The following is a 16,494-nucleotide window of genomic DNA, read 5'->3' on the forward strand; positions in this document are numbered from 1 at the left end:
GTGCTCGCCGAGGTCACCGACCTGCTCCGCTGCCCGCTCTGCCGGGACCAGGTGCGGGTCACCGAACGGGTGCTGGAGTGCACCGGCGGGCATCGTTTCGATCTGGCCAGGCAGGGTTATGTGAATCTGCTCGGCCACGCGGCCCCCGCGCACGCCGATACCGCCGAGATGGTCGCCGCGCGCGCAGATTTCCTTGCCGGTGGGCCTTTCCGGCCACTGGTGGAGCTGCTCGCCGACGCGGCCGTCGGGTCGCGGGTGGTGGAGGCGGGCGCCGGCACCGGTCACTACCTGGCCGGGGTGTTGGCTGCGCTCGGGTCCGACGCGCGCGGCGTCGCGGCCGACCTGTCGGCGTACGCCTGCCGGCGCGCCGCCCGGGTGCCGCGGGCCGGGGCGATCGTCGCGGACACCTGGGCCGGCCTCCCGGTCGCCGACGGCGTCGCGGACACCCTGCTCTGCGTCTTCGCGCCCCGCAATCCCACCGACTTCGCGCGGATGCTGGCACCCGAGGGGCGGTTGCTGGTGCTCACCCCCACCGAGCGGCACCTGGCCGAACTGCGCACCGAGCTGGGCCTGCTGGAGGTCGAAGCCGGCAAACAGGAGCGGTTGCTGCGCAGCATGACCCCGGAACTCGCTCTGCTCGACACCCGGCCCCTGGAGTTCGAGGTCACCCTGGCTGCGGAGGATCTGCGTCGGTTGGTGCTGATGGGCCCGAATGCCTTCCACCACAGCGATCCCGCCGTCCCCGACCGCGCCACCGTGACCGTCTCGGTACGCCTCTCGATCTTCGGCCACACCCCCACGCCCATCGAGTAGCTCGCGCAGCGACACTCCACCACGCTCATCGAGCAGCTCGCGCAGCGACACCCACCACGCTCATCGAGCAGCTCGCGCAGCGAGCGTGTCGAGATGGGCCCCGGCCGAGCTCCAGATCGGACCCCAGGAGCCGCGCACCGGACCACCATCCGATTACGGCGAACACCCCGCGAACACGAGCTCCCGCCGCTCGGCCCCACCGAAATCTGCGGCTCGATTTCCAATCGGTGCCAGATCGGTCGATTCGGCGATCGAGCCGCAAATTTCGCAGGCCACGCTGGAGGTGGGACGGTCCCGGACACCAGTGCCGGTGGTCGTGAAGCCGTCGCGAACCGGATCACCCGGCGCGCTACCCGAGGTGACGATCCAGCGAACCGTGCGTGCATCCAGCTCACCCCGCAGGGCTAGGGAGTTGCACGGACGGTTCGCTGGATCGCGTGGTGGGGGTGGGTACGGGTGCAGCGCGAGACCGGGCCGGCGCGGATCAGCGCCTGATCGCGAACCGGTCCAGATCGCGACCGACGGTGACCTTGCCGCTGTAGCCCTTGCGGCCGAGCCGGGTCCACTCACCGATGTTCACCGGTTTGCCCCACTCGACGAGGTGCGAGAACACCAGGTGCGGCACATCGGCCTGATGCGCGATCGGGCCGCACTCGTCCACCAGGACGTGTGACTGCAGCATGTGCTCCAGCGCCTCGTCCGACATGCCGAACTTCCGCGGGTCACCGATGGCCTCGTGCACCAGGATGTCGCTGCCCCGGGCCAACTCGATCAGGTTCTCGCTGCGCCGGGTGTCGCCGGAGAAGGTGATCGAGCCGTAGTCGGTGTCGAACCGGAAGGCGTACGCCGGGAAGATCGGCCCGTGCGGCACCAGGGTCGCAGTCACCCGGATCCGGTCGTCCTCCATCACCGTGAACGGCCGCATCCTGGGCGCGGTGTCACCGAGCGCGGACGCACCCGCCGAGGCCGGCGGCATGATCTCGGTGATGCGCCGCAGTTCCCGGATGTCGCGGAATGCGTTGTCACGCATGAAAACATTGGTGCTGTAGGCGAAGGCCTGGTCGAGATATTCGGTGAGGGCACGCGTCCCCGGGGTCGGGTTCTCCGGATTGACCGTGCCGACCTCGCCACCGCCGTAGGCAGGTGGCAGACCGCCCGCCGGACCCGGTCCGTAGACCGGGATCTGGGAGCGGATCATGTCGTTCTTCTGACTCGACGGCAGTCCGCCCAGCACCAGGAAGTTGTAGTAGTCGGCCAGGTGGTCCATGTGCAGATGGGTCAGGAAGATCGCCTCGAGCGAGTCGAACGACAGCCCGGACTTCTTGTACTGGGTGACCGATGTCCGTCCGCAGTCGATCACATAACTGCGTCCATCGACGACCAGGACGCTCGAGATGCCGGCCCGGTCGGGTTCGGGCGGCGGGCCGCCCTGGGTGCCGAGCAGCAGCAGTTCGAACTTCCCGAACGGCCGGTTGGGTCCGGTGCCCGGTTCCGCTGCGAACGCCGAGGCGCTGCCGAGCACACCGACCCCGGCGACCAGGCCGCCGATCGATGCGGTGCGCAGGAAGGTGCGCCGCCCCCACCCCGACAGCAGGGGTCGATCGGGCTCGGGATCGGGCAGCGATGTGTGCTGAACGTCGTTGTCCATCGGGTTCCTCTCGTCTCCCTGCCGCAGCGGGGATTCCGGTGATCTGGGTCCAGTCACCGAAGCAGGAGCGGCCCGAGGGCAATATCCACTTTCAACCCTGTCTCACCGCTCGGAACGCATTGTGGACAGTTGATGCTCGGCCGCCGAAACCGCTCGGGGCGTCACTCGGCGAACTGCGTCCGATACAACTCGGCGTAGAGCCCCTCGGCGGCCAGCAGGTCGGGGTGCCGGCCACGCTCGACGATCCGGCCCTGCCGCAGCACCAGGATCTCGTCGGCGTCGCGGACGGTGGACAACCGGTGTGCGATCACCAGCGAGGTACGCCCGGTCATCGCGGTGTCCAGTGCCCGCTGCACGGCCGCCTCGGATTCGGAGTCCAGATGGGCCGTGGCTTCGTCGAGGATCACGATCGGCGGCGCCTTGAGCAGCAGCCGGGCGATCGCGAGTCGCTGCCGTTCACCACCGGAGAGCCGATAGCCGCGCTCCCCGACCACCGTGTCCAGACCGTCGGCGAGCTCGTGCACCAGTCCATCGATCTGGGCCGCCCGCAGTGCCTGCCAGAGCTGCTCATCGGTGGCCTCCGGCCGCGCATAGCGGAGGTTGGCCGCGATGGTGTCGTGGAACATGTGCGCGTCCTGGGTGACGTATCCGACCGACTGCTGCAACGACTGCAGGGTCAGCTCGCGCACATCGTCGCCACCGACCTCGACCGCACCGGCGGTGACGTCGTAGAGCCGGGCCACCAGATGGGTCAGCGTCGTCTTGCCGGCACCGGATGGGCCGACCAGGGCGACGGTGTGCCCGGGCTCGGCGGTGAAGTCGATGCCGGTGAGCACCTGCTGGCCCTCGCTGCTCGCCGGCCGGGCCGTGGATTCCAATGAGGACAGCGAAACCTCGTCCGCGTCCGGGTAGTGGAAGCCGACGCCGCGGAAGCGTACGCTCGCCCGTCCGGAGAAGTCGCGGGCATCGGCGGCGTCGGCGATCGAGGGTTTGAGATCGAGGATCTCGAAGACCCGCTCGAAGCTGACCAGCGCGCTCATCACATCGACGCGCAGGTTGGTCAGCTGGGTCAGCGGCCCGTAGAGCCGGGCCAGCAACCCGGCCAGCGCGGTGAGCGTACCGACCGAGAGGGACCCGCCGATCGCCAGCCAGCCGCCGACGCCGTAGACGAGCGCGGTCGCCAACGCGGCCACCATCGTCATCGCGACCATGAAGAAGCGGGTGTTCATCGCGATCCGTACCGAGACCTGGCGGATCGCTGTGGCCCGCTCGGCGAAGGCGTCGTGCTCGGCGGCGCTGCGGCCGAAGAGCTTCACCAGCAATGCCCCGGAGACGCTGAACCGCTCGGTCATGGTCGCCGACAGGTCGGCGTTGTAGGTCATCTGTTCCCGGGTCAGCCCGGCCAACCGCGCGCCCATGATCCGTGCCGGGATCAGGAAGATCGGCAGCAGCACCAGCGCAGCCAGGGTGAGCTGCCAGGACAGCACCAGCATCGCGATCAGGGTGAGGGTGAGCGAGATGATGTTGGACACCGAGGTGGACAGGATCGAGGTGAACGCCTGCTGAGCGCCGATCACATCGGTGTTCAGCCGGGAGACCAGCTTGCCGGTCTGGGTGCGGGTGAAGAAGGCGATCGGCATCGACTGGACATGGTCGAACACCTGGGTGCGCAGGTCGAGGATCAGTCCCTCACCGATCCGGGCCGAGCACCAGCGCTGCACCAGGGACAGCACCCCGTCGAGCACCGCGATCAGCGCGACCAGCAGGGGCAGCCGGACCACCACCGCCGCGTTGCCGCCGAGCACGCCGACGTCGATGATCTGCTTGAACAGCAGCGGCGGCAGCACCCCCAGCACGGCGGCGGCGATGATCAGCAGCAGGAAGACGACGATCAGCCGGGTGTACGGCCTGGCATAACCGAGCACCCGGCGAACCACACCCTGACCCAGCTCGTGGTGCACCACCGCGCGGTCACGACGCATCCCGCCGAGTGGTCCCATGGGTCCACCACCGGGACTGCTCATCCAGACTTCTTGTCCTTCTTGTCCTTCTTGGACTTCGCGGACTTGTCCTTCTTGCCGGGCTTCTTGTCCTTCTTCCCGGATTTCTCTTTCTTGCCGGGCTTTGCGGACTTGTCGCCCTTGAGCTTCTTCGTCTTCACCGGCTCCGGTCCGGCGGCATCAGGGGCATCGATCGTGGCGGTCGGTACGCCGTCGCCGAGCTCGGCGCGGACCTGCTCCACCTGTTGCTGGACCGCCTCGCGGCGGGCGATCGCCTCGGCTCCGCGGGTGGCCCCGCCCCGCGAGCGCAGCACGATGCCCTGCTCCTTCAGCAGGGCCTGCACGAACCCGTAGGAGCGGCCCACATCGGCGGCCATCGATCGGATCGACTCCCCGGCCACGTACCGACGGCAGAGGGCGGCGGAGAGATCGGTGCGCGCGGCACCGACGATTCGCGCTCCTTTGCCGTAGGGCGGCGGGGTCGCTGCCATCGTTACCTCCTGTCAGCGTGCCGTCTCCCCGGGTACGCCGGGAACTCTATCGGATGCTCCGAAACGCCGGGGTGGGTGGAGCTCAGAACATGGTGTTGGTCCAGGGGCTGCCGAAGCCGGCGAACAGCGAACGCAACCGGCCGATCGCCTCCTCATCGCCGCGCACCCGGCCGGCGACCGCGAGCGCCCCCGGATCCACCCCGCCGAGGTAGAGCGAGGCCAGTTCCTCGGCGCCGAGCTGGACGTCGGGCTCGGCGTCGGTCGCGGTGACCGTGGCCTCACCGCCGCTGACGCTCACCTGGAAGCGCCCGTCGGCCAGGCCCATCCGGTCATCGATCTGCATCGTCAACCCGAGGTCACCACAGGCGTACGCCCGGCCCTGCAGCGCGCCGATCGGGTCGAGGACCCGCAGCCAGAGCCGGTCCGACATCGACTCCTCGTGGTAGCCGCGCTGGTTCACCAGCGCCCACTTCAGCGAGTGGTCGACCGGTGCCTCGCGCCAGGTGACCTGCTGCACCAGGTCGATCGCGCCGAGGAATTCCCACAGCGCCAGTTCGGCCTGGCCGCCGACCGCGCAGAGGTCGAGCACGTTGATGGTGATCTTGCCGCTCTCGGTGTCGTTCACGCTGTAGCTGACGAAGCCGTCGGGGCGGCCCTGCTCGTCGAAGTGCAGGGAGTTGCGGACCTTGCGGTTGCGCTTCTCCTCGTTGTGGTCGAAGAGCCCGGCCCGCTCCTCGGCGTACAGATGCTTGCGGCCGATCGATCCGTAGACCCGCTCGTGGAAGCGGGCGTAGATCTCCGGCGCGACCCGGCCCATCGTCTCCTGATCGGTCAGCTCGACGCGGCCGGTGGTCGAATGGCGCAGCTGGAAGTCCTGACCGGTGTCGACCCGGATCCGCTGCAGATAGGTCGCCGGCCCGAAGCCGAAGCGGCCGTAGATGGTCGCCTCGGTGGCGGTCAGCGCGGCCAGGGAGTGGCCGGCGTCCCGGGCGCCGGTGAGGTCCTCGGTCATCATCGTGCGGAGAATCCCGCGGCGACGATGGGTCGGCCGGACGGTGACCTCGGAGATCAGGTGGATCGGCAGCAGCTTGCCGGCGCCGACGTTGAGGGTCTTCTCGAAGCTGACGAAGGTGCCGATCGGTACGTCGCCGGAGAGCGCCTCGGCGGGCAGGTCGGTGTCGTAGACCCCGCGCAGCTGCCAGTTGTCGGCGACGCTCTGCCGCAGCGTCCACTCGATCGTCTCGTTCTGGGCAAGCCCCTGATGGAATCCCAGATGGACGGCCTGCCACCAGTCACGGAATTCGGGGTTGTCCTCGATCTGGTCCGAGGTGGTGCGGAAAGTGCGGTGCTCGAGCTCCATTCCGGACAGCCTACCGGCCGAGGGTGGAGCGCACGAACGCGCCGAACGGGCCTCAGGCCAGCTCGATCAACTCCGCGTATTCAGCGTTCCAGTGATCCTCCACCCCGTCGGGCAGCAGCAGCACGCGGTCGGGTTCGAGGGCCTCGGCGGCGCCGTCGTCGTGGGTGACCAGCACGACCGCGCCCTGGTAGGTGCGGATCGCCTCCAGCACCTCGTTGCGGGAGGCCGGGTCGAGGTTGTTGGTCGGCTCGTCGAGCAGCAGCACGTTGGCACCGGAGACCACCAGCATCGCCAGCGACAGTCGGGTCTTCTCACCACCGGAGAGCACCCGCGCCGGCTTGTCCACGTCGTCACCGGTGAACAGGAAGGAACCGAGGATCTTGCGCACCTCGGTCTCGTTCAGGTCGGGCGAGGAGGAGACCATGTTCTCCAGCACGGTACGCGAGGTGTCGATGGTGTCGTGTTCCTGCGCGAAGTAACCGATCCGCAGCCCGTGACCGGGTACCACTCCCCCGGTGTCCGGTGCCTCGACACCGGCCAGAATCCTCAGCAGGGTTGTCTTTCCGGCACCGTTGAGGCCGATCACCACGACCTTGTTGCCGCGGTCGATGGCCAGATCGACGGCGGTGAAGACCTCCAGCGAACCGTAGGACTTGGACAGTCCCTCGGCCATCAGCGGGGTCTTGCCGCAGGAGGCCGGTTCGGGGAAGCGGATCCGGGCCACCCGGTCCTGCACCCGCTCGCCCTCGATCCCGGAGAGCAGCTTCTCCGCGCGTCGGGCCATGTTCTGTGCCGCGACGGCCTTGGTCGCCTTGGCGCCCATCTTGGCGGCCTGGGTGAGCAGCTGGTCGGCCTTGCGCTCCGCATTCAGCCGTTCCCGACGGCGGCGCTTCTCGTCGGTCTCGCGCTGCTGCAGGTAGCGCTTCCAGTTCATCGAATAGATGTCCAGCTCGGCGCGATTCGCGTCCAGGTGGAAAACCTTGGTGACCGTCGCATCGAGCAGGCCGGTGTCGTGGGAGATCATCAGCACCGAACCGGGATAGCCCTGCAGGAACCCGCGCAGCCAGGTGATCGAGTCGGCGTCGAGGTGGTTGGTCGGTTCGTCCAGCAGCAGCGAATCCGCGTCGGAGAAGAGGATCCGGGCGAGTTCGACCCGGCGCCGCTGGCCGCCGGAGAGGGTGTGCAGCGGCTGGGTCAACACCCGGTCGGGCAGGCCGAGGTTCGCCGAGATCCGGGCCGCCTCGGCCTCTGCGGCGTACCCGCCGGCCGCGGTGAGCTCGGCCTCGGCGCGGGTGTAGGAGGCCATCGCCTTGTCATGGGTCTCCGGATCGCCCATCTGCTCGGAGTAGGACTCCAGCCGGCGCAGGATGCCGTCCAGTCCGCGCGCGGACAGGATCCGGTCCCGGGCCAGGACATCGAGATCACCGGTCTTCGGGTCCTGCGGCAGATAACCGATCTTGCCGGTGCGCGAGACCTGTCCGGCAGCGGGCTGGGCCTCACCGGCAAGGATCTTGGTCATCGTGGTCTTGCCGGCGCCGTTGCGGCCGACGAGGCCGATCTTGTCACCGGGGGTCACCTGGAACGACACCGGGGAGAGCAACAACCGCGCCCCGGCGCGGACCTCCAGATCCCTGACACTCAACATTTCTGCAATGATCCCGTACCGGGCGGGCGGGTCCAAATCGATTTCACCGACGGCGGACCTGGCGGGTCACCGACCCGCGTACCCAGCGACCTGGTCGGCGAGCCGACGGAGCTCCACGCGCAGCTCCGCTGGTTCGATGACCTCGAGCTCGGCATCGAGGTCGATCGCGGCCCAGGCGAGGTGCATCGCGAGCTGCTCGAGCTCGTCGGCACCGGCCACCACCTGCGTCCGGCCGTCGGGGATGGTCGCGCAGTCGGCGTACCGGGCCGGGATCCGTGCGGTCACCGCGTCCAGCGGAGCGTCGTAGACGACCGTCACGGTGTACGCCCAGGCGGGACGGTTGGCGAAGGCGCGCCGGACGTGCGCGACCGGGTCCGGGCTGGGCCGAGGCCGGAAGCGGAAGGTGGTGACGTGCAGGTCGGTGATCCGGTCCAGCCGGAAGGTGCGCCAGTCCTGTCGGTCCAGATCGAAGCAGAACAGGTACCAGAGCCGCCCGGTGGTCACCAGTCGATAGGGCTCGACGTGCCGCTCGCTGCTCTCACCGCTGCGCGCGGTGTAGCCGAGCCGGGCCCGCACGCGCTGCTGGCAGCCGTGCGCGAGCCGGGTCAGCATCCCGGTGTCCACCCGGGGGCCGGCGCCGCTGGGCAGGGCCGCGGTCGCGTCGTCGATGGCATGCACCTTGGCGCTCAGCCGCGCAGGCAGCACCTGGTCGAGCTTGGTGAGGGCCCGCAGCGCCTGCTCCTCGACCCCGAGCAGGACCCCGGCGGCCCCGGCGCGCAGGCAGAGGGCGACCGCGACGGCCTCGTCGTCGTCCAGCACCAGCGGTGGCAACCGTCGGCCGCGGCCGAGCCGGTAGCCGCCCTCGGTGCCCTGTTCACCGTGCACCGGATAGCCCAGTTCCCGGAGCCGCTCCACATCCCGCCGGATGGTCCGGGTGGTCACGCCGAGCTCCGCGGCCAGCTCCGGGCCCGACCAGGTGGCCCGGGACTCGAGCAGGCTGAGCAGGGTGAGGACCCGCCAGGTTGTTTCCGCCATGCACCGAGCTTCTCACCGATAGCGGACAGAATCTGTCCTGTACACCCGCGAGGCTGGTCCCACAGGCCAACCACAACGAGGAGGCGCCATGCAGACCCCGCCGCTGCCCGCGATCATCGAGCAGATCGACTGGCACTGGACCAACCAGCTCCGCCCCCGGTTCGAGGGACTCACCGACGAGGAATACCGCTGGGAACCGGTGCCCGGGAGCTGGACCATCCACCCCAGGGGCACCGGACACACCCCGATGGCCGCCGGTGGCGGTGAGGTGGAGATCGACTTCGCCTACCCCGAACCCGATCCCGCCCCGGTGACCACCATCGCCTGGCGGCTGGGGCACGTCATCGTCGGCGTACTCGCGGTCCGGAACGCGAGCCACTTCGGCGGCCCACCGGCCGACTACGTCGGCTGGCAGTACGCCTGGACCGCCGACGGGGCGTTGCAACAGCTCGATGAGCAGTACGCCACCTGGCTCGCCGGGGTGCGCGACCTGACCGAGGACGACCTCAGCCGCCCCGTCGGTGCGGCCGAGGGTCCGTGGGCCGAACGGCCGATGATCGACCTGCTGCTGCACATCAACCGTGAACTCATCCACCACGGAGCCGAGATCGCCCTGCTCCGCGACCTCTACGCACATCGCTGAATCCACACCCACACAGGAGAAATGACCATGCGCCCAGCCATCCTAGACGAATCCCATACCTTCGTCGGCTACATCGACGAAATGCTCTCCGGCATCCGCAACGCCGCTCACGGGCTGACCGACGAGCAGGCCCGCTCCCGCCCGCTGCGCTCGCAGCTCTCCATCGCCGGGATCATCAAACACGCGACCTGGGTGATGCGCCAGCAGTTGCCGGGATACACACCGCCGGCCGATTTCCGGGCCGCTGCCGGGGAGTTCACCGGCAGTTTCACCGCGACCGAGGAGGAGACCCTCGACGGGCTGCTGGCCGCCTTCGATGAGACCAGAATCGGTTACCTGCAGGCGATCGGCGAACTCGATCCGGGCGCCGAGGTGACGGTCGGGCCCAAGCCCTGGGACGACCAGCCCGAACCGGCTCGGGCGAGCCAGCGGCTGCTGCTCGCCCACCACATCGACGAGTTCGCCCGGCACGCCGGTCACGCCGACATCATCCGCGAGGAGCTCGACGGGGCACAGGCGATGTCCCTGCTGTTCGCCGTCGAGGGACGACCCGGCAACGACTTCATCAAGCCGTGGCGTCCGGAGCACCGGGACGCAACCGCCCAGCCAGCCGCTCGCTGAGCGCCCGCGCCGCCCGGTCGGTGGCGCTCACCAACCTGGCCAGTTCGCCGGCTGCGACACCGTCCCGATCGTGGGTGATGGCGAAGGAGGCGACCGGCATACCGGTGTGGTCGGTGGCCGCCACCGCGACCGAAGAGAACTCCGGGGTGACGGTGCCGATCTCGATCGCGTGGCCGCGCTGGCGGATGTCGGCCAACTCGGCCCGCAATGCGGTCAACGTGGTCACCCCGCCACCGTGCCGACGGACCAGGGCGGCGGCCGAGGGATAGAGCGCGCGGACCTGCCGGCGTGGTAGCGCGGCCAGCAGGGCCAGGCCGCTGGCCGTCAGGTGCGCGGGCAGGCGCACCCCGACGTCGGTGACCAGCGACGGCCGGCCGGGGTGCCGTTCCTCGATCAGATAGAGCACGTCGATGCCGTGCAGCACCGCCAGATGGGCGTTCTGCCCGGTCTGCTGGACCAGGGCGGCGATGATCGGGCGGGCCAGGCGTTGCAGCGGCGCCTGGCGGGTGTACGCCTGACCGAGCTCGTGCGCGGCCACGCCGAGCCCGAACCGGCGCTCCTCCGCGAGATGCACCACATAACCGTGCTCCTGCAACGCCTCCAGCAGCCGATAGGTGGTGGAGCGCGGAATCCCCAGCCTGGTGGCGATCGCGGACGCCGGCAGCGGTTCACCGTGCCGCGACAGCAACGTCAGCACGGCGAGCACCTGATCGGCGGCGGGCGCGGCAACCATGGGACCGATCATGCCAGCCGATACCGCCCACGCTCATCGAGTAGCCGACCATGCGCAGCGAAGCGGAGCAATGGTCGGCGTGTCGAGATGAGCGGACAGCGGGCTCCTCTCGACACGGTCGCTGCGCGACCTGCTCGAGGAGCGGGAGCACCCGGTCGCTGCCCCCACGCTCATCGAGTAGCCGACCATGCGCAGCGAAGCGGAGCAATGGTCGGCGTGTCGAGATGAGCGGACAGTGGGCTCCTCTCGACACGGTCGCTGCGCGACCTGCTCGAGGAGGTGGGGTGTCTCGGATATGAGACAGAGACCGGTCTCCGGTGGTCGCCGCGGGGGTCCGCACGGGGTTCGATGGGAGCATGCAGCAGACGCAGATCTCCCCCGTCGAACTCGGCACCGGGCCGCTGACCGAGACCGAGGTGGTGGCCATCGCGCGCGAGGGTGCCGAGGTCCGCCTCAGCGAGAGCGCCCGCACCGCGATCGCCGAGACCCGTGCGGTGATCGAGCGGCTGGCCGACAACCCGATTCCGCACTACGGCATCTCGACCGGGTTCGGGGCGCTCGCCACCCGGCACATCCCGCTGGACCAGCGCACCCAGTTGCAACGTTCGCTGATCCGCAGCCACGCCGCCGGTTCCGGGCCGGAGGTGGAGACCGAGGTCGTCCGTGCGCTGATGCTGCTGCGCCTGGCGACCCTGGCCACCGGACGGACCGGCGTACGCCTGGAGACCGCGGAAACCCTCGCTGCACTGCTGAATGCGGGCATCACCCCGGTCGTGCACGAATACGGATCGCTGGGTTGCTCCGGGGATCTCGCCCCGCTCGCCCACTGTGCCCTGGCGCTGATGGGCGAGGGCCCGGTACGCGACCGGGACGGCAACCGGCGTCCGGCCGCCGAGGCGATGGCCGCAGCCGGCATCACCCCGGTCACCCTGGCCGAGAAGGAGGGGCTGGCACTGATCAACGGCACCGACGGGATGCTCGGCATGCTGGTGCTGGCGCTGCACGATCTGCGCCGAATGGCCCGCACCGCCGACCTGGCCGCGGCGATGAGCGTCGAGGGCCTGCTCGGCACCGACGATGTCTTCGCCGCCGACCTGCAGGCACTCCGCCCCCACCCCGGCCAGGCCACCTCGGCCGCCAATCTCCGGGCCCTGCTCGCCAACTCCGAGATCCGTGAGTCGCATCGCGATCCGGCCGCCTGCACGCGGGTCCAGGACGCCTACTCGCTGCGCTGCTCCCCGCAGGTCGCCGGTGCGGTGCGGGACACCATCGAGCACGCCAGCGCAGTCGCGGGCCGGGAGCTGGCCGCCGCGATCGACAACCCGGTCGTCACTCCGGACGGCCGGGTGGAATCCAACGGCAACTTCCACGGCGCCCCGGTGGGTTACGTGCTCGACTTCCTGGCGATCGCGGTCGCCGATCTGGCCAGCATCTCCGAACGGCGCACCGACCGTTTCCTGGACCGGGCCCGCAACAACGGCCTGAATCCCTTCCTGGCCGACGATCCCGGCGTCGACTCCGGCCAGATGATCGCCCAGTACACCCAGGCAGCGATGGTCTCGGAGGCGAAGCGGTTGGCCACCCCGGCCAGTGTCGATTCGATCCCGAGCAGCGCGATGCAGGAGGACCACGTGTCGATGGGCTGGTCGGCCGCCCGTAAGCTGCGCCGCAGCATCGACCTGCTGACCCGGGTGCTGGCCGTGGAAGTGCTCACGGCAGCCCGCGGCATCGACCTGCGCGCCCCGCTGCGGCCCTCCCCCGCCACCGCCGCCGCGATCGGCGTACTCCGTGAACAGGTCGCCGGGCCCGGTCCCGACGTCTTCCTCGCCCCGCAGCTCGAGGCCACCGTGGCGCTGGTCCGCGACGGTTCGCTGCTGACCGCAGCCGAGACCGTCACCGGCCCACTGCTCTGATCACCCGAACCCGCGATCCCCATCGAACAAGGAGAAATCATGGAAGGCGCCCGCCCGGTCCGCGCTCCCCGCGGCACCACCCTGACCGCCCGATCCTGGACGACCGAGGCCCCGTTGCGGATGCTGCAGAACAACCTCGACCCCGAGGTCGCCGAGCGCCCCGACGACCTGGTCGTCTACGGCGGCACGGGTCGCGCGGCGCGGGACTGGAAGTCCTTCGACGCGATGGTGCGCACATTGACCACACTCGCCCCGGACGAGACGATGCTGGTCCAGTCGGGCCGGCCGGTCGGGGTGTTCCGCACCCACGAGTGGGCGCCCAGGGTGCTGATCGCCAACTCCAACCTGGTACCGGATTGGGCGACCTGGCCGGAATTCCGGCGGCTCGAGCAGCTCGGCCTGACCATGTATGGGCAGATGACCGCCGGATCCTGGATCTACATCGGCACCCAGGGGATCGTGCAGGGCACCTACGAGACCTTCGCGGCAGTGGCCGAGAAACGCTTCGGCGGTACGCTCGCCGGCACCCTGACACTGACCGCGGGTTGCGGCGGGATGGGCGGCGCCCAACCGCTGGCGGTCACCCTGAACGACGGCGCCTGCCTGATCGTCGACGTCGACCCGGCCCGGCTGCAGCGCCGCGTCGAGCACCGCTACCTCGATGAGGTCGCCGACGATCTGGACCAGGCGATCGAGAAAGCCCTTGCCGCCAAGGCGGAGCGGCGCGGCTGGTCGGTCGGCGTCGTCGGCAATGCCGCCGAGGTGTTCCCCGAACTGCTCCGCCGCGGCGTACCGATCGACATCGTCACCGATCAGACCTCCGCACACGACCCGTTGAGCTACCTGCCGGTCGGGATCGAACTGGACCAGTGGGCCGAGTACGCCGAGAAGAAGCCCGAGGAGTTCACCGATCGGGCCCGTGAATCGATGGCTGCGCACGTCCGGGCGATGGTCGAGTTCGCCGACGCCGGCGCCGAGGTCTTCGACTACGGCAACTCGATCCGTGACGAGGCCCGGCAGGGTGGTTACGAGCGGGCGTTCGACTTCCCCGGTTTCGTGCCCGCCTACATCCGGCCGCTGTTCTGCGAGGGCAAGGGCCCATTCCGCTGGGCCGCGCTCTCCGGCGACCCACAGGACATCGCCGCCACCGACCGCGCCGTGCTGGATCTCTTCCCAGACAATGACCGGCTGCACAAGTGGATCCGCGGCGCCCAGGAGCGGATCGCCTTCCAGGGATTGCCGGCACGGATCTGCTGGCTCGGGCAGGGTGAGCGGGACAAGGCGGGGTTGGCCTTCAACGACCTGGTCGCCAGCGGCGAGGTCAGCGCACCGATCGTGATCGGCCGCGACCACCTGGACTGCGGGTCGGTGGCCTCGCCCTATCGGGAGACCGAGGCGATGAGCGACGGCTCCGACGCGATCGCCGACTGGCCGCTGCTGAACGCCCTGGTGAACACCTCCTCGGGTGCCTCCTGGGTGTCCATCCACCACGGTGGGGGCGTCGGCATCGGCCGCTCGATCCACGCCGGTCAGGTGTCCCTCGCCGACGGAACCCCCTTGGCTGCTGAGAAACTGGCCCGCGTGTTGAGCAACGATCCCGGCATGGGCGTGATCCGGCATGTGGACGCCGGGTACCCCCGGGCCGCCGAGGTGGCCGCCGAGCAGGGCGTCCGCGTGCCGATGTCTTCTGCTCTGCAAGCAACCGCGGCGACGAGCGAGCGCTGATGTGCGCGGTCCTGCACACCGGCCTCACCGAGCTGGTCACCTGCACCGGCGAGGGTCCGGACCCGGTGGAGCGGCTCGGCATCCTGCCCGATGCCGCCCTGGTGGTACGTGAGGGTGTGGTGGACTGGATCGGCCCGGTTGCCGAGGCGCCGGCCGCCGACGAGCGGGTCGATCACGGCGGCCGCAGCATGATCCCGGCCTTCGTCGACTCGCACTCGCACCTCGTCTTCGCCGGTGACCGATCGGCGGAGTTCACCGCGCGGATGGCCGGGATTCCCTATGACGGTGGCGGAATCGCCACCACGATGACCGCGACCAGGGCCGCCTCCGAAGACGAGTTGCGCGCCCTGCTGGCTGCCCGGGTGGCCGAGCTGCGTGGCCAGGGCAGCGACCTGGTCGAGATCAAGACCGGTTACGGGTTGGATGTCGCGACCGAGACCCGGGCGGCCCGGCTGGCGGCCGAGGTGACCGACGAGGTCACCTTCCTCGGCGCCCATGTGGTACCGCCGGAATACCGCGATCACCGCACCGATTACGTCGAGCTGGTCACCGGACCGATGCTCGACGCCGTTGCCCCGTACGCCCGCTGGATCGACGTCTTCTGCGAGCCGAACAGCCCGCATTCCTTCACCGGCGAGGAATCCCGCGAGGTGCTGGAGGCCGGCCGGCGCGCGGGGCTGGGGCTGCGGGTGCACGGCAATCAGCTCGGCCCGGGTCCGGGCGTACGCCTGGCGGTCGAGCTGGGCGCGGCGAGCGTGGACCACTGCACCTTTCTCGACGAGGCCGATGTCGATGCCCTGGCGGGCGCGGACACGATCGCCACGCTGCTGCCCGGGGTGGAGTTCAGCACCCGCTCCCCCTACCCGGATGCGCGCCGGTTGCTTGATGCCGGGGTGCGGGTGGCGCTGGCCACCGACTGCAACCCGGGCACCTGCTACAGCTCCTCGATGCCGCTGATGATCGCGCTCGCGGTGCGGGAGATGGGCATGCATCCGGCCGAGGCGCTCTATGCGACGACCGCCACCGCGGCGGATTCCCTGCACCGCACGGATGCCGGCCGGATCCGGGTCGGTGACCCGGCCCGGTTGACCGTGCTCGACGCCCCCTCCTGGGAGCATCTCGCCTACCGCCCGGGCGTACCCCTGTCCCGGCCGGTCACCGGTGCGGATTCCCCATGGCCCAGCAGTCGGCGATCTGCCTAACCGCCGAAGAGCAGCCGCAGACCGAGCACCAGCATGATCACCGCGATCGCGCCATCGAGGATCCGCCAGGCGATGGGTCTGGCGAAGACCCGGCCGAGCAGGCGCGCGCCATAACCCAGCGCGGTGAACCAGATGATGCTGCCCAGGCAGGCGCCGACGGCGAACGCCCATTGGTAGGGCCGGTGTGAACTGGCCACGGCGCCGAGCAGCACCACGGTGTCGAGATAGACGTGCGGGTTCAGCCAGGTCAGCGCGGCGGCGGTCGCCACGGCCTGCCACAGTGAGGTCGGCCCACCGGCGGTCTCGGCCCGCAATCGTTCGGTCCGCACCGCGCGCCGGGCCGCCAGCACGGCATAGGCGATCAGGAAGGCCGCCCCGCCGAAGCGGATCACCCAGACCAGCAGCGGCACCCGCTGCACGATCGCTCCCATTCCGGCGACGCCGGCCACGATCAGCACCAGGTCGGAGATCGCGCAGAGCGCGACGATCGGCCCGACGTGTTCGCGGCGCAGGCCCTGACGCAGCACGTAGGCGTTCTGGGCGCCGATCGCGATGATCAGCGACAGCCCGAATCCCAGTCCGGCAAGGGCAGCAGGCACGGTCGCGGGGTCCATGCGAACAACGGTACGGACCTCGTCACGCATTAGTCCAACTATGTTTTCTTC

14 protein-coding genes are annotated in these 16,494 nt (G+C 69.8%); 6 read left to right on the forward strand and 8 right to left on the reverse strand.

Translation table 11 applies throughout. The features are described from left to right. The gene (locus C8D81_RS07090; protein ID WP_133625774.1) at positions 1 to 813 is read left to right on the forward strand and encodes a putative RNA methyltransferase; all 813 of its coding nucleotides are present in this window, start codon (positions 1 to 3) and stop codon (positions 811 to 813) included. Between the two features lie 484 nt (positions 814 to 1,297). Here the strand turns inward: C8D81_RS07090 and C8D81_RS07095 are convergent, their stop codons facing one another. The 6 genes from C8D81_RS07095 to C8D81_RS07120 form a co-directional block, all read right to left on the reverse strand. Next, positions 1,298 to 2,461, reverse strand: coding sequence for an MBL fold metallo-hydrolase (locus C8D81_RS07095; protein ID WP_133625775.1), 1,164 nt, complete (start codon positions 2,459 to 2,461; stop codon positions 1,298 to 1,300). A gap of 161 nt (positions 2,462 to 2,622) precedes the next feature. Continuing rightward, positions 2,623 to 4,485, reverse strand: coding sequence for an ABC transporter ATP-binding protein (locus C8D81_RS07100; protein ID WP_094432938.1), 1,863 nt, complete (start codon positions 4,483 to 4,485; stop codon positions 2,623 to 2,625). Further along, positions 4,482 to 4,952, reverse strand: a complete 471-nt coding sequence (locus C8D81_RS21525) for a helix-turn-helix domain-containing protein (protein WP_229117798.1) — start codon at positions 4,950 to 4,952, stop codon at positions 4,482 to 4,484. Before C8D81_RS21525 ends, C8D81_RS07100 begins: the two co-directional genes overlap by 4 nt. Before the next feature lie 82 nt (positions 4,953 to 5,034). Then, positions 5,035 to 6,312 (reverse strand): GNAT family N-acetyltransferase, encoded by a 1,278-nt coding sequence (locus C8D81_RS07110; protein WP_094360832.1) that lies wholly within the window; start codon positions 6,310 to 6,312, stop codon positions 5,035 to 5,037. A gap of 52 nt (positions 6,313 to 6,364) precedes the next feature. Next, entirely contained in the window at positions 6,365 to 7,957 is a 1,593-nt protein-coding gene (locus tag C8D81_RS07115) for an ABC-F family ATP-binding cassette domain-containing protein (protein ID WP_094360834.1), read from the reverse strand. A 66-nt stretch (positions 7,958 to 8,023) separates the two neighbouring features. Next, positions 8,024 to 8,992 (reverse strand): helix-turn-helix transcriptional regulator, encoded by a 969-nt coding sequence (locus C8D81_RS07120; protein WP_094432941.1) that lies wholly within the window; start codon positions 8,990 to 8,992, stop codon positions 8,024 to 8,026. A gap of 88 nt (positions 8,993 to 9,080) precedes the next feature. Here C8D81_RS07120 and C8D81_RS07125 point away from each other — a divergent pair, with 88 nt between their 5' ends. Together C8D81_RS07125 and C8D81_RS07130 are read left to right on the forward strand one after the other, a co-directional pair. Next, positions 9,081 to 9,635, forward strand: a complete 555-nt coding sequence (locus C8D81_RS07125; RefSeq protein ID WP_094432944.1) for a DinB family protein — start codon at positions 9,081 to 9,083, stop codon at positions 9,633 to 9,635. Positions 9,636 to 9,662: 27 nt separating this feature from the next. Further along, positions 9,663 to 10,256 (forward strand): mycothiol transferase, encoded by a 594-nt coding sequence (locus C8D81_RS07130; RefSeq protein ID WP_094433145.1) that lies wholly within the window; start codon positions 9,663 to 9,665, stop codon positions 10,254 to 10,256. On the opposite strand, the gene C8D81_RS07135 is transcribed toward C8D81_RS07130, so the two are convergent. Beyond that, positions 10,201 to 10,989, reverse strand: a complete 789-nt coding sequence (locus C8D81_RS07135) for an IclR family transcriptional regulator (protein WP_094433147.1) — start codon at positions 10,987 to 10,989, stop codon at positions 10,201 to 10,203. The two genes, C8D81_RS07130 and C8D81_RS07135, sit on opposite strands and share 56 nt — an antisense overlap. Before the next feature lie 356 nt (positions 10,990 to 11,345). Between C8D81_RS07135 and hutH the strand changes: the two genes are divergently transcribed. From hutH to hutI, 3 genes are read left to right on the forward strand one after another with little or no spacing between them, the layout of a single operon-like run. Then, positions 11,346 to 12,902, forward strand: coding sequence for a histidine ammonia-lyase (gene hutH / locus C8D81_RS07140; RefSeq protein ID WP_133625776.1), 1,557 nt, complete (start codon positions 11,346 to 11,348; stop codon positions 12,900 to 12,902). Positions 12,903 to 12,941: 39 nt separating this feature from the next. Further along, on the forward strand, positions 12,942 to 14,627 hold the full coding sequence (gene hutU / locus C8D81_RS07145) for a urocanate hydratase (RefSeq protein ID WP_094432948.1): 1,686 nt from the start codon (positions 12,942 to 12,944) through the stop codon (positions 14,625 to 14,627). Next, positions 14,627 to 15,829: an imidazolonepropionase gene (gene hutI, locus C8D81_RS07150; RefSeq protein ID WP_094432950.1), complete on the forward strand. Its 1,203-nt coding sequence runs from the start codon at positions 14,627 to 14,629 to the stop codon at positions 15,827 to 15,829. Before hutU ends, hutI begins: the two co-directional genes overlap by 1 nt. Here the strand turns inward: hutI and C8D81_RS07155 are convergent. Further along, positions 15,826 to 16,443 (reverse strand): LysE/ArgO family amino acid transporter, encoded by a 618-nt coding sequence (locus C8D81_RS07155; protein WP_094432953.1) that lies wholly within the window; start codon positions 16,441 to 16,443, stop codon positions 15,826 to 15,828. The genes hutI and C8D81_RS07155 overlap by 4 nt on opposite strands. Positions 16,444 to 16,494: the final 51 nt, after the last annotated feature.

This window comes from Enemella evansiae, assembly GCF_004362375.1.
Taxonomy (GTDB): Bacteria; Actinomycetota; Actinomycetes; order Propionibacteriales; family Propionibacteriaceae; genus Enemella; species Enemella evansiae.